The organism is Streptomyces sp. NPDC059649, assembly GCF_042734445.1.
Classification (GTDB): Bacteria; Actinomycetota; Actinomycetes; order Streptomycetales; family Streptomycetaceae; genus Streptomyces.
In genome coordinates this window covers 512968-539527 of record NZ_JBHWDV010000002.1, presented here as the reverse complement: position 1 = coordinate 539527, position 26560 = coordinate 512968, and the positions used below count along the sequence as shown (strand labels likewise).

Below are 26560 nucleotides of genomic sequence, written 5' to 3'. Positions count from 1 at the left end.
AGGCGGCGTCCGCGAGTCCGGCGAGACCGGTGACGCACGTCCAACCGTCTGTGGACCTGCTTCAGCCCGGCGGAGAACATCGCTCCCGGCGAGCGCACGGGCCGGTTCCGCATCGGCGGCGACCAGCCGGTCCTCGACGCGGACGGACGCAGCCGCATCTCCGCGGAAGACGCCGCCGTGGCCCTCATCGACGAGGCGGAACTACCCCGCTTCGTCCAACGCCGCTTCACCATCGGTTACTGAATCGGTTACTGAGCGACGCCGGCGGCTTCAGCGGGCCGCCGCCCGGGGCCTGGGCGGCCGGGCGGCGGCCGAGCCGGCGGGGTGGGGTCGGCGGGGTGCGTGCCGGATGGCCGAGAGGAGGCTGCCGCGCCGGCGCCGGTCGGCATGCCACAGCTTGAGCCGGACGGCCGGGCGGCATCCCGGCCTCAAGGCTGCCGGTCCGACTCGCCCCCTTCCGGACGCGGCCACACATCGGCTATCCGCAACGTACCGTTGCGGTATTGAACAACGGGGGCACGGGTCCGCGGGTCGACGAAACGCCTGGCTCCCCACGGCTTCCAGCCCAGGTTGATCAGCTCGAAGGCCACCGTGCGCGGGGAAGGTTCCAACTTTTTGGCCCACTCGGCCGTCTGCTTCTGGCCAGGGGGAATGGTCTCCCATCCGCCGAAGGGGAAGTCGCCGCTGCCGACATAGCATTGCACCTCCCGGACGCACTTCCGCGCGAGGCGGTCACTGCGCCCCAGGATTTCCATCCAGCCGTCCCATCGGACATCCGCACCAACTTCCCGCGGCCTGGGTTCCGTCCTCGGGCCACCGGCCCACTCACGTCGGGCAACCAAATCCCTCAGCGTGCGATGCGCCGGCGTCCCCTCCTCGTACTCCCGCGCGAGACGCCTCAACGCCCGCATTCCGGAGGCCGATACATGGTTGGGGCGCAAGAGAGTGCGCCAGTCGGGCCGCCGCACCATCGCGTCCGTGCCGCGATGGGGGCGCAGCGCGATACGCATGAGCACGACCACAGCGACGAAGACGGTCAGAAAGCCGAAGCCCAACAGAAACGCGTCCACGACCGACTCCCGTCTCACCGACCGAGTCCCTTCTCACCAACCGCCGCCCCAGTCACCGTCCGATGATTTGCTCGGCATCGAACTGTGATGTTCCACCGGCCGATCCGTTCCCACGCGCGCCCAGAGCACGAAGGCCCCAGCACCCAGGGCGATCAGACCGACCGGAATGAGTATCGCCAGAATCCACGTAAGCATGCCTTGCCTCTCCAATGGGCTGCCGATCGACGGGAACCTGATCAACCGAAGAAGTGGCGGTTCCGGCGCACGAAGTCGGCAAATCCGAGGGGCTCACGACCGGTGAGATCCGCCACGGTTGAAGTGACCTTCTCGGCGCCGCCGTTGCGGTAGGAACGGGCGACATCGATCAGCGCATCGGCGTAGAACTCGGGCAGCCCGCGGCTCAGCATTGCCGCGCGCGCTTCGTCGTCGGGCAGGCCCACATAGCGCACCGGCTTGCCGAGGACCTCGGAAAACGTTTCCGCGGCTTCGGCGTAGGTCAGTGCCTCGGGTCCGGTGAGGTCATGGACGCAGCCGTCGTGGCCGTCGGAGGTGAGTACCCGCGCAGCGACAGCGGCGATATCGCCGACGTCGATGAAGCTTATGGGTGCGTTGATCAGTGGCAGGGTGAACTCGCCGGCCTCGCGGATGGACGGCTGATTCAGGAAGTTCTGCAGATAGAAGTTGGGGCGCAGGACCGTCCACGGGAGGCCGGATGCGACCAGTGCCTGTTCGACGGGCCGATGCAGCTCGGCGATCGGCGAGAGCCCTTCGTCGGCCCGCCAGACCGACAGCTTGACCACCCGAACTCCCGCCGCACGGGCGGCTTCCACCATGTTGAGTTCGTGCGTCGTCTGGTCCGGGCTCGTCGCTCCGAGCAGGAAGAGGGAGTCGATGCCCTCCAGTGCGGGCCCGAGCGTGTCCGGTTTGGCCAGATCGAGCGTCACTGCCTGTCCGCCCGACTTGATCACCCGAGCCGTGGCGCGGGGATCGCGGTAGGCCGCACGTGCGGCCACGCCGTCGGCGGAAAGACGAGCGAGAAGGGCCGTTCCGACATTCCCACTCGCGCCGGTCACCAGAATCATCTTTGCCTCCGAGGCAGTAGCAGTGAGTGGGCCAGGCTCCTGGTCACTGGCCCACTCGTCCGTCGATGCGCTCGCGCAACAGGTCGGCGTGCCCGCAGTGACGGGCGTACTCGTCGATCCGGTGCACCATCAGTTCCCGGACGGCGGTCCGGTCCTTCCCCACGCGCTCGCCCAGGTCCGGGTGTTCTGCCAGCGCGGCGTCGGTCGCGGCCTGCTCACGCTCCAGATCGGCGTACGCGGCCTCGACCACGGCCGGCTCGCCGACGGCTCCGTCGAAGTCCGCGTCCCGTTCGCCGTAGAGCTTCGGCAGCGGGTCAGCGTCGCTGATCCAATTGCGCCAGCCCCGTTCCACCTCGGCGAGGTGCCGCACCAGGCCGAGCAGCGACATCGTCGACGGCGGAACCGACCGACGGGCCAATTGCTCCGCATTCAGACCCTCGCACTTCATCCGCAGGGTCATGCGGTAGTTCGTCAGGAAGTCCTGCAGCGTCGCACGTTCGCCGTCCGGACTGGGACCTGCGCTGTTGCGGGGGTCGTCGTCCGGATCGGACCACATGTCGGGGTAGACGGTTGCCTGGCTCCATCGCGCGGGTTGGTCACTCATGCGTGGCATGTTCGTCCGCGACGGCCCCGGCACGCTACTGAGTTTCGCTGCCCGGCCCACGCCACGGTGGCATCAGGATGAGGTGCCGGTCTGGGGTAATGAAGCCCTGCAGCAGGCCAGGCCGGTTCCGCCTTCCTGCCGCCGACCCGACACAACCTCATGTGATGTCGTGGTCCGAGGAGAGCTCACCAACGCGGCGGACGGGCGGCGCCGTTGCCTCACCTTCGCTCTGCCGACCAACCGCTCCCTGCTCGGCGCATGTCAGCCCATCCCCATCTGGAAGCGTGCTACGGCTCGACGGTGGGCGGCGCCTCGGTCCACCCCGGTTCGGAACGAGGCCGCGCAGAGAGTACGGGCACCCGCTGTTGTACGTGGCGGGAAGTGCCCGTCCAACACTCCCTTCCGGTAACTGGCCGTACCTGAGGCTGACTTGCGGAGGAGCACCGCACGCGCCTCGACCGGCACCTGACCCCCACCGAAGACTCTCAGTCACTGCCTCGGCGGGGCCGGACGGCCGTCAGAGGAGCAATGCGCCTGCTCTCCCCTTTTCCGAGACACGTGGCCGGAGCGACTACCGAGGCGACTGGCTTCGCTACCCTGAGGCGAGGGTTTTGTCCGAGTATATCCAGGAGTTTCCATGGCATTCGTGCGTTCGGTCGGCGTCAACGGTGACAATCAGCCGGATGATGTCCGAGAGGTCCAGGAGTTCCTCAATGACTTCCGGGCCGACAACGGCCTTCCGCTGATCTCCGTGGACGGCCTCGTGGGGCCCGCCACCATCGGGGCGATCAATGCCTTCCAGGCAACCCAGGGCGGCGACCAGGACGGACAGATGGTGCTGGCGGACGCCAGTTCCGGTCTCGTCTCCGGCCAAGGCGATGGGAACTCCCTCAAGGAGGCGTGCGAGGCCGCCAAGGCGGACTGCAAGGCCACGGCCGACTGCGCGCAGGGGGACACGCTGAAGACCGAAAAGTGCTTCTGCTGGCGCGGGGGCACCCAGAAGTTCACCTGCCAGGTCAAGTGCAGCTGCCAGTCACCGGTGGCCTGAGCTTCCCCGACGGCCGCCCTCAGGTGTCTCGCCGCCCGGATGGTGGTGGCCCCGGCCGGCCTGCTGATCGCTGCGCGCGGCAGGCGTGACGCGACCCGGTGCGGCCGGGCAAAAACGCGCACTTCGGACGGTGCCTGGCGGCCGTCGCTTCGGAGGCGGCCCCCCTTCCGGACTCCGGCCCGGCCGTATATAGGCTCACGTCCGAAACGAGCCTGACGGGGGAGTATCGAGTGGAGAGGCTGCGGCAGGACGATCCTGCGCGGATCGGGGAATTTGTGGCGTTGGCGCGTCTCGACGCCGACGGCAGCCGGGGTGTTCCCGAGCGCCGCTATCTGGCCCGTAGTGCTGACGGCAGGCAGACCGTGTTGGTGTGTCTGCCGTCGCCCGGCGGTGACCCGGCGCGGTGGGCGGCCGAGGCGCAGCAGGCGGCCCGGCTGACCCAACCCGGGTTCTGGCCGGTCGGCCAGCTCGGGGGGACGCCGGCCTTTCCGTGGTACGCCTCCCCGTACCGGCCCGCGCTGCCGTTGCCCGCCGTCCTGGCCGCGTACGGCGGCCCGCTGCCGGAACCGGTGGTCCGTATGCTCGGCGGCACGCTGGCCGAAGCCCTGGCCTCGGCCCATGTCCTGGGCATCGTGCACGGCGGTGTCTGCCCGGCGGGCGTGCTGCTGACCGCCTGCGGGCCGCTGCTGGGCTGCTTCGGTGCGACCCGCGCGAACCCGGTGGCAGGGGCCGCCTCGCCCACGCAGACAATTGGACTGGAGACCGGCTGCCTGGCGCCCGAACTGGCGGCGGGCGGGCCGGCGGACCGGGCCGCTGACGTCTACGCGCTGGGTGCCGTGCTGGCGTACGCGGCGACCGGGCACACCGTGCCGGAGCGGCAGGAGATCCCCGCGAGCCTGCGGGACCTCATCACGGCCTGCCGCTCACGCGACCCGCACGGCCGGCCCGAACCGGCAAGGGTGCTCGCGGAGTTGCTGCCGGGCGCGGCGTACGGCGCGCTGACCGGGTCCACGGAACCGGTGTCGCTGCCCGGCCGGGTCGTCGAGGCGTTGTCCCGTCAGTCGGCGGAGGTCCTCGCCGCCGCACTCCCCACCCAAGGGAGCTGAGCCATGATCTCCCCCCTTCTGCATGACGACCCGCACACCGTCGGGCCGTTCCGGATCCTCGCCCGCCTCGGCGGAGGCGGTATGGGCACCGTCTACCTGGGCCGTTCCGCGGGCGGACGCACGGTCGCGGTGAAGACGCTGCACGCCCGTCTCTCCGCGGACACCACGTTGCGGACCCGCTTCCGGCTGGAGACGGACGCGGCCCGCGTCATCGGTTCCGATCATGGTGCGGCGGTCGTCGACGCCGATCCCCAGGCACCGACTCCGTGGCTGGCGACGGAGTACGTCCTCGGCCCGCCGCTGGACGACGCCGTCGAGGCGGGCGGGCCACTGCCCGAGCCGGCCGTGCGCGCCCTCGGTGCGGCCCTCGCCGACGGGTTGGAGCAGCTGCACCGGTCGGAGGTGGTGCACCGCGACCTGAAGCCGTCCAACATCCTGGTGACCGCGCAGGGCCCGCGGATCATCGACTTCGGCATCGCCCGGGCCTTCGGTGACGAGCACCTGACGAGCGTCGGCAGTGCTGTGGGAACGCCGGCGTTCATGTCGCCCGAGCAGGCGTCGGGCCTGGAACACGCCGCGGCGGGCGATGTGTTCGCCCTGGCCGGGGTGCTGGTCTTCGCCGCCACCGGCGTCGGTCCGTTCGGCGGTGGGGCGCCGACCGACCTGCTGTACCGCGTCCGGTTCGGCGAGCCGGACCTCGGCGGGGTGCCCGAGTCGCTGCGCCCGCTGCTCGTCCGTTGCCTGGCCAAGGATCCCGCGCACCGCCCGTCCACCACCGAGCTGCGCACCGCGCTGGGCGGCGCGGTGGCTGCCCCGGGCGACCGCGGCGGTTTCGCGGCCCTGCTGCCCGACGCGGTGCTGCGGGAGATCGCCCGGCGCAGCGACGAGGTGTGGCGCGAGCCGCCGCACCGTTTGCCGCCGCCGGTGCCCACCGAGGTGCCGCGGGCCGAGGCCGCCCCCGCACCGGGCGTCTCGCGGCGGCGGCTGCTGACCGTGGCCGGCGGCGCCCTCCTGGGCGGCGGCATCCTCGGCGGCGGTGGCTGGGCCCTGCTCGCGGGCTCCGGTGACGACGGGGGCGGCGGCAAGAAGAAGGACGCCGTCGACCGGCCGAAGCCCCCGACCCAGCTGTGGAGCACCACCATCCGGTGCCCCGACTCCGGGGGCGAGGTGATGCGGGTGGGCCGGAACCTCGCCATGCGCGCGGGGATCGTGCTGTGCGGTGTCAACGCCGAGTCGGGCCAGGACACTTGGCAGTCGAACGTCGCCGAGACCTGGCGGTCGGCCACCGACGGAACCAGGCTGTACGCCTTGCGGGGGCACACCGAGGAGGCGGCGGCGCTGGCGGTGTGCGAGGTCTCGCAGATCAACGGCGAACTGGGCAAGCCCCTGGTGGAGCTCTCCGCGTTCACCGGCAAGAACCAGTACAACCAGCTGCTGTGCGTGGTCGACGGCATCGCGTACCTGGTGGCCCGGGCCGCTTCCGGCGGACGCTGGTACCTGGTCGCGGCCGACCTGAAGTCGGGCAAGGAACGTTGGCGCAGCCCGGTGGAGGGGCCCCAGTCCCAGGGATTCCCGCCGGTGCTGTCCGGTTCCGTGGTGGGGTCCCGGGTGGTGCTGTGCGGCAGCCCGAGCGAGGACTCGAAGTTCATCCGCCTCTCCGCCCACGACAAGGGTCACGGCCGTCAACTCTGGGAGATGTCCGAGACGTTCGCGGGCACCACCCCGCCGTCCCGGCTGGTCACCGACGACCGGAACCTCTACCTGGGCGCCGAGAGCCTCACCGCCCGCCGGCTGTCCGACGGCGGTCTGGAATGGCTCTTCGAGAACGGGCGGGACCGCGGCGGCAGCGCGGGCCAGGAGCGGCAGTACGGCGCGCCGATCGTCCAGGACGGAGTCCTCTACTGCACCAGGGCGGACCAGGGACTGATCGCCGTCGACGCCCTCTCCGGCACGCTGAGCTGGCAGGAGAAGGGGCTGTCCGGCAGGAAGAACAACCGGGACGTGACCCCGGCGGTCGGAAAGCGCTACGCGTACTGCGCCGACGACAAGGGCCTCCGCGCCATCGACCTGCGCACCCGCCGGGCCGTCTGGACGTACGAGGCCACGCCCCTCGTCCTGTCCGCCGACCCCAAGGGCGGCCACCTGTACGTCCGCCAGGAGAAGCGGACCATCGCCCTCCCGCTCGCCTGACGCCCCGCCCGTTCCGATCCAGGAGACGACCGCCTGTGAAACCCCTCGGCCAGGGAGATCCGCTGCGCCTGGGCCCCTACCGCCTGCACGGCGTCCTCGGCGAGGGCGGCATGGGCAAGGTGTACTTCGGTGCGGACGCCTCCGGACGCCCCGCCGCGGTCAAGGTCCTGCTGCCGGAACTCGCCCACGACGGGCACCTGGCCGACCGTTTCCTCCGGGAGGCGCGGACCGCGCAGGCGGTGACCAGTGAGGGCGTGGCGCGGGTACTGGCCGCCGAACTGGAGGGCGGCAGGCCGTGGATCGCCACGGAATTCCTGGCCGGCCCGACGCTGGACGACGCCGTCGAGCGCTTCGGGCCGCTCGACGAGCCCGCCGTACGGGAGTTGGCGCGGTCACTGGCCCGTACGCTCCAGGACGTGCACGCCACGGGGCTGGTCCACCGGGACGTGAAGCCCCCCAACGTCGTCCTCACCTCGCGCGGCCCCCGTCTGATCGACTTCGGTATCGCCCGTCCCGAGCACGGCCTGACCCTCACCCGGACCGGGCAGATTCCGGTCACCCCCGGCTACGGCGCGCCGGAGCAGGTCCTCGGGCAGCGCGTCGGTCCGGCCGCCGACGTCTTCTCCCTCGGCGCCGTCCTCGCCTTCGCCGCGAGTGGCCGGCCGGCGTACACCGGCGCCGAGATCACGGCGGTGCTCTACGAGGTCGTGCACGGCGACCCCGACCTGGCAGCCGTTCCGGAGGGCTTGCGGTACCTCGTCACGCCCTGCTTCTCCAAGGACCCGGCGGCCCGCCCGCTGCCCGCCCAGGTCGCCGAGGCCGCCGCGGCCCCACCCCAGCCGGAACGGCTGTGGAAGTCGGGCCAGTTGGGCTCGGAGATCCGGCAACGGGAAGCGGCGGCACGCCGGCTGACGGCCCGTCCGACCATCGCGGCCACCGAACCCGGGGGTGCCACCGGCGGGGCCCCCGGCCTCCCCCGGCGCCGGCTGCTGGTCGCGGCCGCCGGCGGTGCGGCGCTGCTGGCGGCGGGCGGCGGTACGGCCTGGTGGCTCACCCGTGATGACGGGGGCGACACCCCGTCCGACCCCTTCGACATCCCGCCGGCCGCGAAGGTGCGGGCCGCGCCGCTCGGCTCCGCCGAGGGCACCCCGAAGCCGCTGTGGGGGCCCCTCCAGGGCGTGGCCGACGCCGGGTCGCCGGCCCCGCTGCCGGTACGCGATGTGGTGGTCTTCGCGGCCTCCGGGGGCGGCATCGCGGCGCGCCGGGTCACCGACGGCCGGGAGCGGTGGCGGATCGGCGACGCGAAGGCGGAGGCCGGTTATCTGTCGATCGGGGACCGGCTGGTGGCCACCGCCGACCGCAAGGGGACGCTGCGCACCTGGGTGGCCGCCACCGGTTCCCCGCGGTGGACGGTGGACGCGGAGGTGGGGGCCCTGCTGGCCGCGGACGCCCACGCGGTCTATCTGCTGACCTCCGACGGCCGGCTGCGCTGCGTGGGGACCGACGGGAAGGTGCGGTGGACCCGGCGGCCACCGCTGCCGCTGCCGGGCGGCCATCCCGTCGCGGCCCTCGGCGCCGGCCGACTGGTGCTCTGTACGGAGAAGGGCGACGTGGCCGCCGTCCGTGCGGAGGACGGGGCCCGTGCTTGGGTCCGCAAGGGACAGGCCGAAGGACCACTACGGCCCGCCGTCGACGGCACCACCGTCTACCTCGGCGGCCGCAGCCTGGCGGCGGTGGAGGCCGCCGGCGGTCGCGAGCTGTGGGCCCTGGACCCGCTGCGGCCGCCCAGGCGGGGCGTCTACGGGTGGGGCCCGCCCACCGTGGCCGGCGGCGTGGTCTACGCACTGGACTGCGATGCGCTGCGTTCGGTGCGTGCCGACGGCAGCCAGGCAGCCTCCCCGGTGATGATCGCGGGCGTGGCCCCGCCATGGCGGCCACCGGTCGTGCAGGGGAACAGCGTCTGGGTCGTGGAGAGCGACGAGACAGGGGTGAGCGGCCTCCCCCGCTCCGGAGAGGGCCAGCCCCAGACGTACGCCCTCGCCGGTAGCCGGTCCCGCTCCACCGCCGCCAGCGGCAACCGCCTCTTCGTCCTCAACGGCACGACGTTGCTGGCGCTGTCGGTGTATTAGGCGACTGCCCGGGATGGTCTGACGCTGCACAGGCGGATGCGGGAAGAACCACCGTTGCTGGGAGAAGAACCCATCGGCGGCGACTACCGACCGTCGCGGTTCCGCACCGGGTGCGACAGGAGATGCGCATCACATTCCGTCGTGTCACAACGTGCGGGGGCTGTTCCGTCCAAGGGGTGTCACCGTCAACCACGACACAGGAGCGCACCATGGAAGCCCGGTTGAACCTCTTCACCAGCCCGGTCGCGGCCAAGTTCGGGAAGCACATCATCGCCGCGGGCAAGGTGCTCGCGGACTCGAGACTGCCGGCGGCGACGCAGGAACTGGTGAAGCTGCGCGCCAGTCAGATCAATGGCTGCGGGTTCTGCACCGACATGCACACCAAGGACGCCGCGCACGCCGGGGAGACCGCCGTCCGCCTGAACCTGGTCGCGGCCTGGCGGGAGGCCACGGTGTTCACCGAGGCCGAGCGTGCTGCCCTGGAGATCACGGAGCAGGGAACACGTATCGCCGATGCGGCCGGCGGGGTCAGCGACGAGGCGTGGGCGAATGCCGCCAAGCACTACGACGAGGACCAGCTCGCCGCCCTGGTGTGCGCGATCGCCCTCATCAACGCCTTCAACCGCATGAACGTCATCGTCCAACAGCCCGCCGGCGACTACCAGCCGGGCCAGTTCGCATAACTCAGGAGTGCCTGGCCGCCGGGGGCTTTCGACCCCCGGCGGCCGCCGCAGCACACCACGCCGGCCCCCGTGCCGTACGCCCTGCCGGGTGTCCCGGTCACTATTGGTCGAGCTTGCTCCACGGCGTGATGTCCAGTCGGGCCGCCTCGGAGTCCAGTTGCTTGGCGGCCAGCCGGATGTTGAGCGTCGCGGCCTTGCCGGCGTTCGCGCGTGCCCCCGCCACGACGGCGCTGCGGTCTGTCAGCACGGCCTTGGCCCAGGTCTCGGCGGCATCGGCGAAGTTCTGCGTGTCCGCCGGCGCTCGCTCCGCCAGCTTCACGAGTCGCTCGTGATCGGTCTGCGCGACCCGCTGTACGTTCTCGGTCTCCTCACGTGCGTCGCCTGCTTTGGCGGCGGCCGACTCCTTCTTCATGGCGCCTTGCAGGTCCCTGACCGCATCGGCGATATCGGCCGACGACTGTTCTACCTCTGTGTCACCGCCACACCCCACCAACAGCACAGAGCCGAGCCCACAGGCAAGCAGTGCTAACGCTGCCCTCTTCACAGTCCCAGTCCCCCCAATGGTCAACACATAGAGTCATCGCGAGGTGACAGCATAGGGGCTGAGCCGCACTGGCAGGCCGTAAACGGGATCAGAAATCGACGAGCTCGCGGTCGTCGATGCGGGCCACTGACTCCGGCCGGAAAAGCTTGGTGTACTCGGCCCGGATCGCCTCGATTTTGCGGCTGACCGGGCCGGCCTGATCCGTCAGGGGGAGCAAGGTGACCTTGTGCGAGCGCTCGCGCTCGATCTTCCCGTGGGTGTCACGGAATTGGCCGAAGGCGTCCTCTTCCTTCCGTCCGGTGACAAGCACCGGGCAGGGCCGAGGGACGCATTCCCTCGGCCCTGACACGGCTGTCGGTCCTGACCGGGTTGACGCGACTCAGTTCTTGACGGGGTTGATGGACATCAGTCCGGTGAAGAACGTGACGGGCACCGTGTCCGTCTTGTTGGTGGTCGTTCCGGTGCTGGTCGAGGACGTCTCGGACGAGCTGAGCCCCGCGCCGAACGAGATGACCTTGTCGAAGCTGGCGTTGATCTGCCCCGACACCACCTTCTCCAGGCCCTGTTGCCGGATCTGCTGCTCGCTCAACGTCACCGAGGTGAACTTGACGTCCCGTTGGATCGAGAACACGAAACTGCGCTGCCGGGGGTCCAGGCCGGCGAGCGTCAGTTTGCCGACCAGGTGGGTGGTGATCAGGATGCCGGGAGGCGTGCCAAGGGTGCCTGGGTTGCCTGCCATGGCGGAGGAGTAGATCGCGGGGTAGGTCACCCAGTGGGTGGACGAGCCGTCGACGACGATGTCCAGCGGTTTGTCCGGGGTGACCTTGCCGTTGAGGATGACGCTGGGCGCCGCGGGCACCACATTGTCCTGACTGAGCACCGGCTTGCCGTCCTGGAAGATCGCGATGGCGAAACTGCCGCGCTCCCAGTCCGCCTCGCTGGGGCCGAAACTGACCGGGGCGAAGCTGAACACGAACGACCGGTTGTCCGCGCCGATGGGGACGGGCGGCCGCGGGGTGGGACGGGGTGCCGGAGCGGGCGGCTTCGGTGTGCCGGAGCCGCCGTCGCCGGGGCCGGGTGGGGTACCGGGGCCTGGCGTACCCGGGGTGCCGCCGCCCGGGGTGGGGGGCGTGCCACCGGTTCCCGGGGGCGTGGTGCCTCCGGTGCCGGTGCCGGTGCCTCCGCCCGGCGTACCGCCGCCCGGGGTCCCGGTGCCGCCGCCGGTCGGAGTGCCGGGGCCGGTTCCCGTGCCGGGAGTGCCCGTGCCCGGCGTCGGGCCGGTGCCCGGCGTGCCTGGGGTGCCTGGTGTGCCGGGGTTCTTGCCCGCGAGCCCGGCCGCGTTGCTCGCCAGTGAGGTCAGCAGGGCCGCGATCTCCTTCTGCATCGACTCGTCGCGGAAGATGTCGCCCTTGCCGAGGAGTTGGAGGGCCGCCGCCATGCCCACGGGATCGGGGGCCTGCGGCGGCTGGACGATGGTGACCGCCGACGCGGGCAGCCCCGAGGGCGTCGTGGAGACCACCACGTCCCGGCTCCCCGTGGACACCGGAGCGATCTGCGGGGCACTGTCCGGATCGGGGGACTTCTGCCAGTCCCAGAACCGGGTGTTGTCGATGACCTCCGCGGAATTGCAGTGGCCGAGTTTGGCCTCGGCGAACACCCCACGGGTGGGCAGGCTGACCAGCTGCTCGCTGCGGGCCGGAGCCACCTCGGGAAGCCGTAGCTGCCCCTCCCCCGCGTCGTCGAACAGGGCGGGGTCGAGCGGGAAGGCCGTGGAATCGCCGAGCACTTCCAGGGCGCGGTTCTCGACGGCCTGGAACAGCGGGCGTGTGGTGCCGCCGACGGTGAGGCTGCTGCCCGCGAGTTCGGTCCACCGGGCGTTGGGGTCCTCGCCGAGCCGGATCAGCCGGTAGTAGTGCTCGCGGTTCTGCACCAGGTGTCTGCGCAGCCGGATCCGCAGCAGGTTCTCCTCATCGCTGAGGCGTTGGAACGGGGTCGGCGCGGGGGCGGGCTCCGGCGCCTGGCGGGCCGCCAGCGACCAGGTCGTGGACGGCTTCTGGAACAGCTTTCCGCTGGGCTCGTCGACCAGGAGGTGGGTGTTGCCCGCGGTGTCCACGGCCGTGACGACCAGGTGTTCCACGGCGACGTCGTCGTTCCTGCCCTCGGTGTGCGGAGGGGTGAGGGTCACCGAAATGGTCCGCAGATCACGCCAGTTGACGCGTTCGTCGGGCCGGGGAACACCGGCGAGGTCGACCGACGCGTGGGTGTGCTGGAAGTCGCCGGGATTCTGCAGATGGGTCGGGTCCGGGTCCCAGTCACTGTGCTGCGGACGGATCAGATTCGTGACCTTCTGGCCGCCGTCCGAGGCTCGTTGGGTGAGCGTGACCGTCGTGGGCACCCGGTCCTGGAAGTTGGACAGATCGCCGATGGTGAAGCGGAACTGGAACAGGATGAACTCCACGCTGCCCGGATCGGGCGGCACCGGCACCTCGGGCTGGAGTTCCCGCCAGGCGGCGTACTTCTCCACCGCGTCGAATCCGCCGGCCAGTTGCGGATCGAGCAGCCCGGCCTGCAGCAGGCGGCGGTAGCGGACGATGACCAGCTCGTCGTCGAGGTTCGGGGACGCGGCCGGCAGCAGGACGGCCGGGCGCACCCGGCCGCGCTCGACGAGCACCCGGAAGTGCCGCAACACCTCATAGTAGAGCAGGGTCATCGCATGCGCGTGATTGTGGTTGCGTACGGTCCGGGTCTGCGCGGTGGAGTTCTCCGCCTGCCGGGACTGCACGACCACCGTGCTGCGCATATCGCGTACGGAGGTGGAGTGCTGGCGGATCTGGTCGTGCAAGTTCTGTACGGTGTCCGCCGATACGCTGCGGTCGCCGGACGTCGTGGCATAGCCGCCGCCGATCGCGGCGGAACCGCCGAACATGCCCATCGACGCCGCTCCCGCCGCGCCGGTCATCACCGAGCCGCCGCGCTGCCACTCGTTGACGGCGCCCTTGACCACCTCGTCGACCGTCCGGTCACGGGTGAGGGCATGCTCAAGGTCGTCCGTGAGCGCAATGTCCTCCAGCCGGCTGTCGGTTGAGGTACGCGACCAGTCCACGACCGCGAGCTGAACCTGCTCTCCAGGAGCCAGCGGGAGGCTGTAGGTGACCTGGCCGAGCCCGTGTCCCACCGGAATCCAGGTGACCTCGTAGCTGATGACCAGGGCGATGGGCACCGGAAATCCGGCAAAGCCGTGGGAGCCGTCGGAACCCTCGGAACCGTCGGAACCCTGGGAGCCATCGGAACCCTCGGAGCCCTTGGAGCGCCCGGAGCCGTCCGAGGTGGTGCCGCCCTCCCCCGGCCGGGTCGTGTACTGCGCGCCGTAGTCCAGGCGCGCCAGGAGATCCGGGACGGTCACGATCTGGTGCACCTGATACTGCTGGGTGGCCACATTGGACGGCAGCAGGGTCTCGCAGCCGTCCTGCCCGATGAGTTCGGCCGGTACGTACGCGAAGGAGCCCGGCGAGAGATACCAGTCGAGGAGCGAGGGCGACTGCATCGCGGGGAAGCCGGTGGTCGATCCGGTGAAGACACCACCGTGATCCACGCCGAGCCGCAGGACCAGTGCCTGCGCCTGCTCATCGGCCTCAGCCAGGACGTCCACCGCGCTCTGCAGCGGACCGCCCAGGTACAGCCACACATGGGCGAGCCGTACCTCGGCGGTGGAGCCGTCGGGCCGCTCGGCCAGTTGCAGGGCCTGCCGCCACAGCGGCGCCAAATCCCACGAGAGGTACCCGGCGTGGTCACTGCCGAGCAGCCCCAGCGGAATGCGGACCGTATTCCCGGTGCGGGCGGCAGCCCCGGCAGCCCCCACCTCGCCCCCGGAGGCTTCTTCGGAAACGGTCAGATGGGCTTCGAGAAAGGCCAACGCCCCGGAAATGGGGCCGCCGGTCCTATTGTCGGAGAGAAACACACAGCAGCGGGCCGGGCCGCCGGTGTCGTCGGTGTCGTCGGTGTCGTCGGTCGGAAGTGCGATGTCCATGGTTCCCCCCATCGACTTCGCGCCTGAAAAGGAAGCCGCAGCCTCAACGGCGGGCGGTCAGGCGACGAGAGGAAGGTAACGCAAGGAGGCTCGATCACCTCTCGAACTTCTTGTGGAACATTTGGACAGAGCATGCAGGCCGTGACCGGGCGGACGTTATTCCGCTGCTGAGATGTACGACTGGAAGGCTTCCCGGACCGCGCTGGGCATCTCTTTCTTGCCACCGGCCACGACATCAGTGAACACGTGCCGCACTTCCCCCTCTGCGATAAGCCGTTCGCCGACCTTGAATCTCGGGCGCACGATCATGCTCGTCGTTCCGAGATGGGTAACGGGCATCTCGATATCGACCAACTCATCGAATCGTGCCCCCTGGCGATAGCGAATCCGCGCCTCTGCCACGACCAGGTCCGTTCCGGCCTCGACCATGGAGGCATAGTCCGTCGCTTCGCGCCACAGCTCCGTCATGGCAACGTCGTAATAGAAGAGATAGTGGCCGTTGAACACGACGTTCTGCTGGTCACACTCGCTGTAGCGCACCCGCAGTCGGTGCGTGAAGAGCTTGGTCATGAGCGAGATCGTAACCGCCTCTCGCACTGACGAACGAGGTGCCGGGCGGGACCAAGTGCCGCTGCAGGGTGGTCAGTTAGCGGCAAGCTCGTGGCCGGATCAGCCCTGCTCGGTCCGCCCGGTCCGCCCGGTCCGCCCGGTCCGCTCGGTCCCGACTTTCGGACCGGATGACCTGGCGGCCGCCACCGCAATGCAAGGCGGGGCTTGACCTTCACACTAATGGGAAGGTTTGAGCATCCCCTCATGCGAAACACTGAGCTCCCCACCGATACCCCCACACCCTCACTCGACGCACCTGACGAGACATCAACCAACCCGCACAAGATGCCGATTGGCGCCCTTCTTGCGCTGGCCATCGCGGTGTTCATCACCAGTCTCACCGAGACCCTGCCGGCCGGACTGCTGCCCGCAATGAGTTCCAGCCTGCACACGAGCGAGTCGGCCACCGGCCAGACAGTGACGATCTACGCGCTCGGCACGGTGCTCACGGCCATCCCGCTCTCCGCGGCCACCGCCGGCTGGCGCCGCAAGCGCCTGCTGCTGACGGCCATGGCCGGCTTCGCCGTCGCCAACACCGTTACCGCAGTGTCGGCGGACTACCCGCTGACCCTCGTCGCCCGGTTCGTCGCCGGCGTCGCCGCCGGGCTGGCCTGGGCGCTTCTGGCCGGCTACGCCCGCCGGATGGTCGCCCCCCACCAGGCGGGCCGGGCCCTCGCGATCGCCATGGCGGGCATCCCCGTCGCGCTGTCCCTGGGCGTCCCGGCCGGTACCTTCCTGGGCCAGGTGGTCTCCTGGCAGGCGGCCTTCCTCGCCATGACGGCCCTCACGGTGGTGCTGCTGGCCTGGATCGTCGTCACCGTGCCCGACCATCCGGGCCAGGCGACCGGCGGCAAGATCCCCATGCGCCGGACCCTGCGCGTTCCGGGCGTGGCCGCGGTGCTGTTCGTCACCCTCGTCTTCGTCCTGGCCCACACCATCCTCTACGCCTACATCGCCACCTTCCTCCAGCACATCGGCCTGGGCGGCCGTACCGACGCTGCTCTGCTGGTCTTCGGCATCGCCTCGCTGGCCGGCATCTGGATCGTCGGCACCTTCATCCACGGTCACTTGCGCACCTTGACCCTCGCCAGCACCGTGCTGGTCGGCATCGCCGCCGCGGCTCTCGGCGCCTTCTCCAGCAGCCACGCCCTGGTGTACGTCGCCGTTGCCCTGTGGGGGCTGGGCTGGGGCGGAGTTCCCACCCTGTTGCAGACCGCCGCGGGCCAAGCCGGTGGGGAGGCGGCTGATGCCGCCCAGGCCATGCTGGTGACCCTGTGGAACGTGGCCATGGCGGCCGGCGGCATCATCGGCGGCCTCCTCCTCCAGGCCGTCGGGGCCGGCGCCTTCCCCTGGACCGTCCTGGTCCTCCTCGTCCCGGTCCTCGCCGTCGTACTGACCGCCCGTTCACACGGATTCCCCACCCGCGGCGCCACCGGCAGCGGCAGGGGCAGGGGCGCCGACACGGGCACGGGCACGGGCACGGGCACGGGCACGGGCAACTGACGACACAGCGACCCACCGGCGACGAGAACGCCCGAGCGGAAGCCGGCAGCAACGGATCGACCATCGACCGCAACCACGGGCACCACCTGCACGCATGTCCATGTCTGTCGTCTCACTGGCTGTTGGCCGGGACTATGGTCGGCACCATGACCCTTTCGATCCGAGAACGAGAGAGTTTTCTGGCGGAACCTCACATCGGTGCGCTGTCAGTGGTCGAACGGCCCGACCGCGCACCGCTGACGATTCCCATCTGGTATCAGTACACGCCGGGCGGCGAGCTGTGGGTGCGCACCGGGCCCGACTCCCGGAAGGCGCTGGCGATTCGGGCTGCCGGGCGCTTCAGCCTGATGGTGCAGCGGACCGAGCCGACGGTGCGCTACGTATCGGTGGAGGGCCCGGTGACCAGGACGGAACCGGACAGCCGCGAGCGGTCCTGGGAGATGGCCGCACGGTACCTCCCCGAGGACAAGGTCGCCGCCTTCGTGGAGTACGACCAGACCCAGCTCGGTGCGCATGTCGTCATCTCCATGCGGCCGGAACACTGGGTGTCCGCCGACCTGGGGTCGTTTTGACCGGAGCGCATGTAGCCCCTGCACGGGGCCGTGCCGCGGCCCCTTCTCCATTGGTCACCACCATTGCCCCTGGCCGCCGGGTCGGCCAGGGGCAGGGGTGCCGGCTCCTGCTGAGGCAGGCGCTAGTGAGTGCGAGGATCTCCGGGTGAGCTGTCCCGCGAATAATGAGCTGTCCTCCGCCGAGCGCGCATTCATGATCAATGCCAGTGAAATCGACATCCTTCCCGGTGTCCGGGGCGATCTGGACGAGCCGCTGGCGTCAAGGCCGGCCGCGGACCTCATGCCGACTCTCCTGACGCTGGTCGACAAGGGATGGATCGAGGTCTCCCGGCTCATCCCCTGGACTGCACCGGACGGTGCCGCAGGATTCCAGCCCGGCCCTTCCCTCCCCGAGCAGGAGCTTGTTGCGCTGCTCTCTGACACCACGAACTGGGAGTACCCGGAATCCGGCGAGTGGCTCGGCTGCCTGACGCTCACCCTTACGGAAGCGGGACGAAAGGTCCCCCGCTGATGCGTGGTTAACCACAGCCACACCGGCTGCGAAGCGCTTCTGGTGGGAGTCGCGCTGTGGGCGGCGCGACTGTAGGGCGAGCGCGGTGACCTCCGCATCGAGCCATGTCGCGACGCCGTAGTCAGGTCGTCTGCGCCCTTGCGCGTACGACCCGTGATCCGTATGTGATCACCGCCCCGTAATCTGCACCTGACCAGGGGATGCGCAGGATGCGTGACGAATACGGGGGCCCACATGACATACCGACGTGCGGTGATACCGGCACTGGCCGGAGGGCTGCTGCTCACTGCCCTTCTGTGGTGGGCGGGGACGAGCGCGCAGGCGCTGCATCTGCCGGGCGCCACCACCATGATGGGCGTCCCGGCCACCGTCGAGCTCGACCACTGGCTCGCCCCCTGGTCGTACGATCCTCCTTCCTCGGCCCAGCTCGACGCCGAGGCGCCCGGTGGGGTCGGGGGCACGGCCTGGATCGCAGGCACCAGCTACCTCGCGCTGTACACCACCGCGTTGCAGATCCGGTTCGCCGCGGTCTTCGTCTTCTTCGTGCTCGGGGCGCTGCTCCTGGTCCGCAGACTGCCGCCGGTGCGCGGCCGGACGGCGGCCGCACTACTCGCGCTGTGGGCGTGGGGCCTGGTGGCCGGGACCCTGGCGGTGACCGTCTCCGCGCCGTGGCTGATCGCCTCAGGCGGGCACGGCAGCTTCCGCTTCCTGCCCCAGCTGGCGAGCCTGATCGGCTCCGGGCGGCAGATCCTGGTACCGACCGCACTGGTGGCTGCGGTGGTGACCGTGCTCGTAGCACGGGTCACGGCCAAGGAGGCCGGTCCGCTGGCGCAAGAGGCCGTCCCGGCCCGCGCCGCCCGCCTGGCCGCTACCGCCGGCACCGCGGTGATCGCCCTGTCCCTGGTGGTCCTCTCGTACCAGTCGGTCGCCGCCGCCCTTCAGACGGTCTCCCCGAACATCGGACTGCTCTCCGAACCGGGTGACCTCCTGCGCCAGTGGCTGCTGCTCGGTGCCTGGAACGGCCCGATGGGCACACCCCTCGGCGACTGGCTCCTGTACCGCGCCGCCGACGTGCTGCTGCTCGCCGTGGTGTGGTTGTCGCTGCGGCGACTGCCCGGACTCCTCACCCGTGCCACCGTCCCGGCGATGGCGGTCGGTGCGGTGTGCGCGACCGTGCTCGGCCTGCTGGCGAGCCAGCTGTTGCGGGCGGCGACGGACGGGATGGGCCTGCGTTGGGGTCTGCTGCACCTGTTCGCCGGCCTCGGCGGCGGCGTCCCGGCCGCCCTGACCTGCGGCTTGGTGGCGGGAGTCGCGGCCGCGGTGACGCTGCGGGTGGCCGGGGGCCGAACGAAGACGGCCGACGAGCCCGAGGAGTCCGACGAGCCCAACGGGTCCCACGGCCCGACGGGTCCGACGGGTCCGACGAGCCGTTGACGACGGGGAGTTGACGACGAGCCGTTGACGACGAGGAGTTGACGACGGTGAGTAGACGACGGTGAGTTGCTGAAGTAGCTGGGGAGTAGAGGAGGAGCTGGGGAGTACGCGCACATACGAGGGAACGTTTGCGTGGGTGGGCGCCTCCTGGCCGGGTGTAAGCGGCTTCTCGCATCCGGCGAAGGGATTCCCTCATGATCAGCAGCGACCGCCCCATGCCCACCCTCGAAGGGGCCGAGCACCGGTGGGTGACGGTCCGCGGGGCCCGGCTGCACCTCGCCGAGTTCGGCAGCGGCGAGCCCGTGGTGCTGCTGCACGGCTTCCCGCAGCACTGGTACGCCTGGCGCGCGCTCGTCCCGCTGCTCGCCGACGATCACCGGCTGATCTGCGTCGATCTGCGCGGCTTCGGCTGGTCGGAGCAGACCAAGCACGGCTACGACACGGACGGACTCGGCGACGACGTCCTCGCGCTCCTTGACGAGCTGGGCCTCGACCGGGTGACCCTGGTCGGACACAACTGGGGTGCCGGCGTGGGCTTCCGGCTCTGCCAGCGGGCCCCGGAACGATTCCGCGCCTTCCTGGCGTTGAACATGGCACACCCATGGACGCGTCACCGTGACGTCCTGCCCAATCTGTGGCGGATGTGGTACACCGCCTTCCTCGAGTACCCGGTGCTCGGACGGCTGGTCCTGCGGCACTGGCCCGCCTTCACCCGATATCTGCTGCGGCGCGCGGTCGCCGACCCGGCGGCATGGCGGGACGCGGATCTCACGGAGTTCACCGAGGCGGCACAGGCCTCGGCGCACGCCGGGCAGGCGATGTTCTGGCAGTACGTCGTACGGGACATTCCGGCGGGCTTTCGCGGCACCCACCGCCGGCGGCGGCTGACCGTCCCGACGTTCGTCCTGGGCGGCGAGCACGACCCGGTGATCCCGCCGGCCCTGCTGCGCGGCGATCCCCACGCGGACGACCTGACCGTCAGGATCGTGCCGGACGCAGGACACCACCTGCACGAGGAGCGGCCCGCGCTGGTGGCCGAGGCGCTACGGGAACTCGTCGCCAGGACGTGAGGACCGGAGCAGACGACTGGTCGGAGCAGACGACTGGTCCGGGGCGAGTCCAGGCAGCCCAGGCAGCCCAGGCGAAACGACCCGATGACAGGGGCCGGTTGACAGTAGTGACTGGCACCTGACGATGAGTCAGCGCAGGGCGGCGCGGTCCTCCACCGCACGGAAGAAGGCACGCGTGCGGCGCTTCCCCAGCAGAGTCCGGTAGACACGCTGCACCGGCCCCAGGGCGGCGGGACGCGCCGCGCCGCACACCGCGAGCCGCGTCCCGACGCCGTCCGGCTCCGCGGCGATGCCCATCGTCACCAGGCGGGACTGCATCAGGCACCATCCGGGGCTCAGCCGCACATCGAACGGGCCGCGCAGGCCGAGGACGTCCTCGGCCTGCGCGGCTTTGCGCTCGCTGTCGCCGGCCGGAACCCTGAACTCCCGCACGAAGGAGATCAGATGGGGCAGCTCGCCCTCCAGGTCGGCGATGACCGCCCACACCTGGTCGAAGGGCAGCGCGATCCGAGCCTCGCCATACAGCGGGGCGCGCAGTCCGGCGGCCAGTACGCGCAGCCGGGCGACCTGGTCGGGGGCGGTCACCGTGTCCACGCCTTCCGGAAGGACGAACGGGCCCTGCTCAGCCGTGACTTCACGGTGCCCTCGGGTACGCCGATCAGTGCGGCCGTCGTCCGCTCATCCAAGCCTTCCAGCTCCCGCAGTACGAGCACGGTGCGGTGCTGGACGGGCAGTCGAGCAAGCAAGTCCCGTACCTCCGTGGTCAGTTCGGCCCCGGCACCAGGCAGCAGATCCCGCAACCGGGCGATCTCCTCGGGGTCGGCGGGCGTCTCACTCGCGGTGCGGCGCGCCACCCGGGCGGCCTCGCGCACCGTGACCGCACGCACCCACCCATAGAACGCCTGCGGGTCCCGCAGCCCCCGCAGCCCCCGGAACACCGCGACCAGGGATTCCTGCACCGCGTCCGCTGCATCGCGCGGGGCGATCGAGGTACACAACCGCGTGACGTAGGGCGTCACCATCTTCAGCAGGTCGTCCATGGCAAGGGCATCGCCGCGCTGCGCGGCCCGTACGAGCGGCGCCGCCGCGTCCCAGGGCCGCACGTCGTCATCCATCGCGGGACACCGTACCGTTACGGCTCCGAGCGGAAGGGTGCGGGGCGGGGCATGGAATGGCAGGGCAGGTCATGGAATGGCAGGGCAGGCCATCGCCGACACCCTGCCACTCCCGTTCCCCCGGCTGCCCACCCCGTACCCCCGGCGCCCCACGGCGCCACCCGGAATACCCCGCCCCTCCGCAAGGTTGAGGCTCAACAGGGGGCCTTCGCGTCCCCTACGGGATCCGTTCGACCGCCCCCTACGGGCCCAAGGTGGCGTGGCCCGGCGAGCTGAGGAGCTCAAGTTCTTCCTCCGTCAGCCGGAGTCCGCCCGCTGCCACGTTGTCGACGAGGTGATCCGGGTTGCCCGTCCCGGGGATGGCCAGCACGTGGATGCCTTGCTGCAGGGTCCACGCGAGCCGTACCTGCGCCGGCGAGACCCCATGTGCACGGGCGACAGCGCAGACCTCGTCGTGCTCGGCCCGGACGGCGCCGGCCTCGCGCCCTTCTCCGGCGATGGCGAAGAAGGGCACGAACGCGATGCCGCGTGCCGCGCAAGTGCGGAGCATCGCCTCCCCGTTGGGTGCGTCGATCCCGTAGCGGTTCTGCACACACACCACCGGCGCGATTGCCTGGGCCTGGTCCAGGTGCTCCAGACGGGCGTTGGAGATGCCGAGGTGACGGACGAGTCCGGCGTCGCGCAGCTCGGCGAGGGCCCCGAAGTGCTCGCTGATGGATTCCTGGCCCATGATGCGCAGGTTCACCACGTCGAGGTGGTCGCGACCGAGTTGGCGCAGGTTCTCCTCGACCTGGCCGCGCAGTTGGTCGGGCCGCGCCGAGTCGGCCCACCTTCCGGAGGCGTCCCGGGCCGGGCCGACCTTGGTGGCGATGACGAGGTCGTCCGAGTACGGCGCCAACGCGGAGTTGATCAGCTCATTGGCGGAACGCAGCCGGGAGAAGTAGAACGCCGCGGTGTCGATGTGGTTGACGCCGAGCTCAACCGCGCGGCGCAGTACGGCCAGTGCCTGGCCGCGGTCGCTGGGGGTGCCCTCGTGGAAGGCGGCGCTGCCGGTCAGGCGCATGGCGCCGAAGCCGATCCGGTTGACCGTGAGGTCACCGAGCAGCCAGGTGCCTGAGGCGGCGGCGGAGACCGTACCCAACGTCATCTGTGTCATCAGCTCCCATTCGATCGGCCCTCGACCCTCGCCCTCGCCCCTCGACGATTCGGAGCGTGGCGGTCCTGGAGTATGCGCAGGTGACAGCCGGGGCGGAAAGGTGCGGAGCGGTGGGGGAATGTCACAGCGCGGACGGGAATCCTCGGCTGTGCACCCGGCGTTACTACTACAGGCCGAGCGCCCCGGGGCCCGGGCGCCCTGCGGCACTCCCGCTCCGGCGGGGCGAAGATCCGGATCGCTTGCGCCATGGGACGAGTCCGGCACCGGAACCACCTGGTCGGCACTCCCTCGTCCTCGCCCGCCTGGTCGGTACAGCTACCGAGCGCGAGGCGTCGCATCCCAACTCTGGTGCACGGTTCGCCTCGTGCCCGTCTCGCAACCAGCGTCCGTAGCGCAGGGCCCGTAGCGAAGTGCCTGGGGCACAGTGCCCGTAGCGCAATGCCCGTAACGCAGTTTCAGGCGTGCATGCGGGCCGGTCCAGCAGACCGGGGCCCGGCGGGAGCGTGCCCTGGGCGGGCTCGGTCCGCCGTGCCCCGGCTGGTTGCGGTGGCCCGGTCAGGCGGGCAGGGCCGGGTAGTCGGTGTAACCGCGCTCGTCGCCGCCGTAGAAGGTGGCGGGGTCGGGCTCGTTGTACGGACCGCCGGACGCGAGGCGGCGGGGCAGGTCGGGGTTGGCCAGGAACAGCGCGCCGAAGGCGATCAGGTCCGCGGCGCCGTCCTCGATCAGGCCGAGGGAGGCCTGGCCGGTGGGCGCGGGGTGCGTGAACGGGTTGAGGACGAAGGTGCCGGGCCACTCCTTGCGCAGGCGCGCGGTCAGGCTCTGGTCGGGCCCTTCGAGTACGTGCAGATAGGCCAGGCCCAGTGGGGCGAGACCGGCCACCAGGGCGGTGTAGGTCGCCTCCAGGTCCGCCGGGTCCGTCTCGGCGATGTCGTTGAACGGGGCGCCGGGAGAGATACGGATACCGGTCCGGTGGGCGCCGATCGCCTCCGCGACGGCCGCGGCGACCTCGACGGCGAAGCGCACCCGGCCCGCGACATCGCCTCCCCAGGCGTCGGTGCGCTGATTGGCGTTGGGGGCGAGGAACTGGTGGATCAGGTAGCCGTTCGCGCCGTGAAGCTCCACCCCGTCGAAGCCGGCGGCAATGGCGTTGCGCGCCGCATCGACGAAGTCGGCGATCGTCCGCACGATCTCCTGGTGCTCCAGTTCCCTCGGCGTGACGAAGTCCTGGGGGCCCTGGTGGGTATACACCTGGCCCGTGGCCGCGACGGCGGAGGGGCCCACCGGGATCAGACCGCCGGGCAGCAGGCTGGGGTGGCCGATGCGGCCGGTGTGCATCAGCTGCGCGAAGATCACTCCGCCCTCGCGGTGGACCGCGTCGGTCACCTGCCGCCAGGCCGCGACCTGCTCGGCGGAGTGCAGGCCCGGGGTGTCGGGGTAGCCCTGGCCGATCACCGACGGCTGGACGCCCTCGGTGATGATCAGACCGGCGCCGGCCCGCTGGGCGTAGTAGGTCGCCATCAGTTCCGTGGCGGTGGCTCCCGGCCCGTAGGCGCGGCTACGGGTCATCGGCGCCATCGCTATGCGGTTGGCCAGACGCTTGCCGCCCAGCTCGATCGGATCGAACGCGGTCGTCATGATCATTCCCTTGGTCAGGAGCGGGAGCCGCCCGGACTGGCGGCTCTCCTCGGCATGCGTGCTTGCTCGACGCACCATTGGCGTGCGTGTTTGCTCGACACACAATTACCTGTCCGAACAAGTAAATCATCATCCAGCCTTCCCGCCCCCACGCGTGAGCTGCATCACCCAGCAGACCATCCCCCACTGGGACTCGATTGACGTGGGACAACCCCGGATCTCCACAAGGTGCACCACGGACCACGGAGGGTCGTTATCCTGACTGCATCCGGCGAAATACGAGTCGGATTACTGTCCGGCAAAGTTCGGCCGGGAAGGGACGATTTTGATGAGCGGGACAACCAGCCGGGACGCGCACAGCCAGTCGTCGCAATCGACGCCGGCCACCTCTTCGGTGCCGGTGCCCGCTACCGCCCACGTGGGGCCGGTCAGCCACGCGATCTTCCGCGTGGCCCGCCTGCACCGCATGATCGCCGGGCAGCTCCTGCGTCCGCTCGGCCTCCATCTCGGCCAGGAACTGGTCATGATGCATCTGTGGGAACTCGGCCCCCAACGGCAGACCGACCTCGTGCGCTTGATGGACTCCGACGCGGCCACCATGACCCGCAGCATCAAGCGCCTGGAGAACGCCGGCTTCGTCCGCCGCCGCCCCTGCCCCGACGACAAGCGCGCCGTCATCATCGAACCGACTGCCGCCAGCAAAGCTCTGCGCCGGGAGGTCGAAGGCATCTGGGCCGAACTCGAAGGCGCCTCCACCGGCGACCTCACCTCTGAGCAGCAGGCCGAAGCACTGGACGCCCTGCGACGCATCGAGGACAGCCTCGCCCGCGTGGCCGCACGTACGTCCGCGGCCGAGTCCCCCGCACCGGCCGCGGAGGCTCAGTAGCGGTAGTCGGTAGTCGGTAGTCGGTTCGCGCCGCCGGCCACCCATGGCCACACACGCCCTTCGAGTGGCGTGCGGCCGCTCGCCGTGGCCGCGAGCCGAACCGACCGACAGCAGGAGAACGGGAGAGCGGGAGAGCGGGAGAGCGGGAGAGCCCGCGCGCGCTTGCCTCCTGGAGCCATCAAGCTCCGATAATGCGTGGATGGATCACACGATGGCTCGGGCATTCGTCGACTCTTGGGTGAAGGCGTGGAACGCCCACGACGTGGATGCTCTGTTGACGCACTTCTCCGACGACGTGACGTTTCGGTCGCCGGTGGCGGCGCAACTCCTCGGCGGTGACGGGGTCATCCGCGGCAAGGACATGCTGCGCGCCTATTGGGCGGAGGGCCTGCGACGCATTCCGGACCTGCGGTTCGAGGTGGTCGGCAGCTACGTCGGAGTGGACTGCCTGGTCATCAACTACCGCAACCAGAAAGGCGGTTTGGTCAACGAGGTGCTGCTCTTCGACGGCCCGCTGGTCACCGAGGGATACGGCACCTACCTCGGCGAGAGCGACAATCCGGCCGGAGCCCACTGAGGGATTCCGGGCCCCATGCCTCCGGATCATGAGGGATTCCGGGGCCCAACCCTCCGGATCGGCCAAGGGCCAAGCCTGGGCCATCCGCTTCCTGACCTGAGGCCGCGTGGGGCGGTCGGCTCGGCTGACTGCTGTGGCCTGTCCGATGGGTCAGGTCAGGTCCTAGTAGCTGAGTGCGGCGAACCATTCGTCCCGGCCGTGCCGGGTGAGGTCGAGGAAGTGCCAGACCGGGCAGAGCAGGTCGATACCGCGCTGGTCGATGTCGTCGGACATCCGGGGATGCGCCGAGTAGAAGTGGCGCACCGCCCCGTTGCCGTCGCGGGTGAAGACCGACACCGTCGAGTCCTGGTTGCCCTCGGCGTCCTCGCTGCCGAGGTCGTATTTGAAGGTGCTGGAGCCGGCGCTCAGCAGCCGCAGGTTCGTCCAGTTCCGGTTGCGGGCGTGTGCGCGGAGGGTGGGCAGGTCGGCCGCGGCGACCACGGCGAGGTCGATGTTCTGCGCGATGTGGTGGGCGACGCCGTTGAACCCGTCGATCCACATCGTGCACATGGGGCACGGCTCGGTCTGCCGCTTGCCGTACATGAGGTGGTAGATGACGAGGTCCCGCCCGGGCCGGGTGAACAGCTCGCTCAGCCGAACGGTCCGCCCGGGCGCATCGCCGGCGTGCAGGTCGGCGGGGCCTTCCTCGAACGCGTAGTCGTCGACGACGGGCCCCGGCGGCAGTCGGCGGCGCAGCTCGGCGACGCGTTCGCGGTGGCGCATCAGCTCGATCTCGGCTTGGCGCAGCTCCTCACGTGCGTCCGTGTATGCCTCGGGCTCCCCGGTCAGATGGGTGAGACGCATCGCTACCTCCTCCGCGACCGGCAGGGAGCTGCCGCTCCGACCACCATTGTCCGCTCCCGCGCGGGGGCCCGCGAGGCGGTGCGAGGGGTCAAGCGGAACGGAATGCACACCGGGTTCCACCGGGTTCCACCGGGTTCCACGCGCGGGTGAAACGTCCATCAGCTCA

General features: G+C 70.5%; 24 protein-coding genes and 1 pseudogene. 13 read left to right on the top strand and 12 right to left on the bottom strand.

The genetic code is table 11. The features are described 5' to 3' along the window. Positions 1-33: 33 nt before the first annotated feature. A pseudogene (locus ACFV1J_RS05225) lies at positions 34-243 on the top strand (epimerase); the annotation flags it as partial. 185 nt (positions 244-428) lie between these two features. Here the strand turns inward: ACFV1J_RS05225 and ACFV1J_RS05220 are convergent. The 3 genes from ACFV1J_RS05220 to ACFV1J_RS05210 all read right to left on the bottom strand — a co-directional run bounded on the left by ACFV1J_RS05220 (position 429) and on the right by ACFV1J_RS05210 (position 2765). Continuing rightward, complete coding sequence (locus tag ACFV1J_RS05220; RefSeq protein ID WP_385855859.1) at positions 429-1070, bottom strand: hypothetical protein; 642 nt, start codon at positions 1068-1070, stop codon at positions 429-431. Between the two features lie 236 nt (positions 1071-1306). Further along, entirely contained in the window at positions 1307-2152 is an 846-nt protein-coding gene (locus ACFV1J_RS05215) for an SDR family oxidoreductase (protein WP_385855858.1), read from the bottom strand. Between the two features lie 43 nt (positions 2153-2195). Then, positions 2196-2765 (bottom strand): DinB family protein, encoded by a 570-nt coding sequence (locus ACFV1J_RS05210; RefSeq protein ID WP_385855857.1) that lies wholly within the window; start codon positions 2763-2765, stop codon positions 2196-2198. A 628-nt stretch (positions 2766-3393) separates the two neighbouring features. On the opposite strand from ACFV1J_RS05210, the gene ACFV1J_RS05205 reads away from it, so the two are divergent. The 5 genes from ACFV1J_RS05205 to ACFV1J_RS05185 all read left to right on the top strand — a co-directional run bounded on the left by ACFV1J_RS05205 (position 3394) and on the right by ACFV1J_RS05185 (position 9912). Continuing rightward, the gene (locus ACFV1J_RS05205; RefSeq protein ID WP_385855856.1) at positions 3394-3804 is read left to right on the top strand and encodes a peptidoglycan-binding protein; all 411 of its coding nucleotides are present in this window, start codon (positions 3394-3396) and stop codon (positions 3802-3804) included. 230 nt (positions 3805-4034) lie between these two features. After that, positions 4035-4910 carry a serine/threonine protein kinase gene (locus ACFV1J_RS05200; protein ID WP_385855855.1) on the top strand — a complete coding sequence of 292 codons (876 nt, stop codon included), beginning with the start codon at positions 4035-4037 and terminating at the stop codon, positions 4908-4910. Between the two features lie 3 nt (positions 4911-4913). Next, positions 4914-7100: a protein kinase gene (locus tag ACFV1J_RS05195; RefSeq protein ID WP_385855854.1), complete on the top strand. Its 2187-nt coding sequence runs from the start codon at positions 4914-4916 to the stop codon at positions 7098-7100. Between the two features lie 35 nt (positions 7101-7135). Further along, the gene (locus ACFV1J_RS05190; protein WP_385855853.1) at positions 7136-9229 is read left to right on the top strand and encodes a protein kinase; all 2094 of its coding nucleotides are present in this window, start codon (positions 7136-7138) and stop codon (positions 9227-9229) included. A 209-nt stretch (positions 9230-9438) separates the two neighbouring features. Continuing rightward, a complete protein-coding gene (locus tag ACFV1J_RS05185) occupies positions 9439-9912 on the top strand; it encodes a carboxymuconolactone decarboxylase family protein (protein WP_385855852.1) in 474 nt (157 codons plus the stop codon). A gap of 100 nt (positions 9913-10012) precedes the next feature. Here ACFV1J_RS05185 and ACFV1J_RS05180 read toward each other — a convergent pair whose 3' ends face one another. The 4 genes from ACFV1J_RS05180 to ACFV1J_RS05165 all read right to left on the bottom strand — a co-directional run bounded on the left by ACFV1J_RS05180 (position 10013) and on the right by ACFV1J_RS05165 (position 15053). Beyond that, positions 10013-10324 (bottom strand): hypothetical protein, encoded by a 312-nt coding sequence (locus tag ACFV1J_RS05180; RefSeq protein ID WP_385855851.1) that lies wholly within the window; start codon positions 10322-10324, stop codon positions 10013-10015. Between the two features lie 220 nt (positions 10325-10544). Continuing rightward, positions 10545-10766: a DUF3574 domain-containing protein gene (locus tag ACFV1J_RS05175; protein ID WP_385855850.1), complete on the bottom strand. Its 222-nt coding sequence runs from the start codon at positions 10764-10766 to the stop codon at positions 10545-10547. Between the two features lie 69 nt (positions 10767-10835). Beyond that, the gene (locus ACFV1J_RS05170; protein WP_385855849.1) at positions 10836-14483 is read right to left on the bottom strand and encodes a hypothetical protein; all 3648 of its coding nucleotides are present in this window, start codon (positions 14481-14483) and stop codon (positions 10836-10838) included. Between the two features lie 156 nt (positions 14484-14639). Continuing rightward, a complete protein-coding gene (locus ACFV1J_RS05165) occupies positions 14640-15053 on the bottom strand; it encodes an acyl-CoA thioesterase (protein ID WP_385855848.1) in 414 nt (137 codons plus the stop codon). Positions 15054-15296: 243 nt separating this feature from the next. On the opposite strand from ACFV1J_RS05165, the gene ACFV1J_RS05160 reads away from it, so the two are divergent. The 5 genes from ACFV1J_RS05160 (at position 15297) to ACFV1J_RS05140 (ending at position 20182) form a co-directional block, all read left to right on the top strand. Continuing rightward, positions 15297-16595: an MFS transporter gene (locus ACFV1J_RS05160; RefSeq protein ID WP_385855847.1), complete on the top strand. Its 1299-nt coding sequence runs from the start codon at positions 15297-15299 to the stop codon at positions 16593-16595. A 146-nt stretch (positions 16596-16741) separates the two neighbouring features. Beyond that, positions 16742-17167 carry a pyridoxamine 5'-phosphate oxidase family protein gene (locus ACFV1J_RS05155; protein ID WP_385855846.1) on the top strand — a complete coding sequence of 142 codons (426 nt, stop codon included), beginning with the start codon at positions 16742-16744 and terminating at the stop codon, positions 17165-17167. A 145-nt stretch (positions 17168-17312) separates the two neighbouring features. Beyond that, positions 17313-17678 carry a hypothetical protein gene (locus ACFV1J_RS05150; protein WP_385855845.1) on the top strand — a complete coding sequence of 122 codons (366 nt, stop codon included), beginning with the start codon at positions 17313-17315 and terminating at the stop codon, positions 17676-17678. 234 nt (positions 17679-17912) lie between these two features. Next, positions 17913-19112, top strand: coding sequence for a hypothetical protein (locus tag ACFV1J_RS05145; protein ID WP_385855843.1), 1200 nt, complete (start codon positions 17913-17915; stop codon positions 19110-19112). Between the two features lie 194 nt (positions 19113-19306). Continuing rightward, the gene (locus tag ACFV1J_RS05140; protein ID WP_385855842.1) at positions 19307-20182 is read left to right on the top strand and encodes an alpha/beta fold hydrolase; all 876 of its coding nucleotides are present in this window, start codon (positions 19307-19309) and stop codon (positions 20180-20182) included. A gap of 129 nt (positions 20183-20311) precedes the next feature. On the opposite strand, the gene ACFV1J_RS05135 is transcribed toward ACFV1J_RS05140, so the two are convergent. The 4 genes from ACFV1J_RS05135 to ACFV1J_RS05120 form a co-directional block, all read right to left on the bottom strand. Then, on the bottom strand, positions 20312-20767 hold the full coding sequence (locus ACFV1J_RS05135) for a hypothetical protein (protein WP_385855841.1): 456 nt from the start codon (positions 20765-20767) through the stop codon (positions 20312-20314). Next, positions 20764-21297, bottom strand: coding sequence for an RNA polymerase sigma factor (locus ACFV1J_RS05130; protein ID WP_385855840.1), 534 nt, complete (start codon positions 21295-21297; stop codon positions 20764-20766). The genes ACFV1J_RS05135 and ACFV1J_RS05130 overlap by 4 nt, the downstream gene beginning before the upstream one ends. Before the next feature lie 241 nt (positions 21298-21538). Further along, positions 21539-22444, bottom strand: coding sequence for an aldo/keto reductase (locus tag ACFV1J_RS05125; RefSeq protein ID WP_385856005.1), 906 nt, complete (start codon positions 22442-22444; stop codon positions 21539-21541). Positions 22445-23008: 564 nt separating this feature from the next. Next, positions 23009-24088 (bottom strand): alkene reductase, encoded by a 1080-nt coding sequence (locus ACFV1J_RS05120; RefSeq protein ID WP_385855839.1) that lies wholly within the window; start codon positions 24086-24088, stop codon positions 23009-23011. A 328-nt stretch (positions 24089-24416) separates the two neighbouring features. Between ACFV1J_RS05120 and ACFV1J_RS05115 the strand changes: the two genes are divergently transcribed. Together ACFV1J_RS05115 and ACFV1J_RS05110 are read left to right on the top strand one after the other, a co-directional pair. Next, positions 24417-24974 carry a MarR family winged helix-turn-helix transcriptional regulator gene (locus tag ACFV1J_RS05115; RefSeq protein WP_385855838.1) on the top strand — a complete coding sequence of 186 codons (558 nt, stop codon included), beginning with the start codon at positions 24417-24419 and terminating at the stop codon, positions 24972-24974. A gap of 199 nt (positions 24975-25173) precedes the next feature. Next, a complete protein-coding gene (locus ACFV1J_RS05110; RefSeq protein ID WP_385855837.1) occupies positions 25174-25551 on the top strand; it encodes a nuclear transport factor 2 family protein in 378 nt (125 codons plus the stop codon). 162 nt (positions 25552-25713) lie between these two features. Here the strand turns inward: ACFV1J_RS05110 and ACFV1J_RS05105 are convergent, their stop codons facing one another. Further along, positions 25714-26394, bottom strand: a complete 681-nt coding sequence (locus tag ACFV1J_RS05105) for a DUF899 family protein (RefSeq protein ID WP_385855836.1) — start codon at positions 26392-26394, stop codon at positions 25714-25716. Positions 26395-26560: the final 166 nt, after the last annotated feature.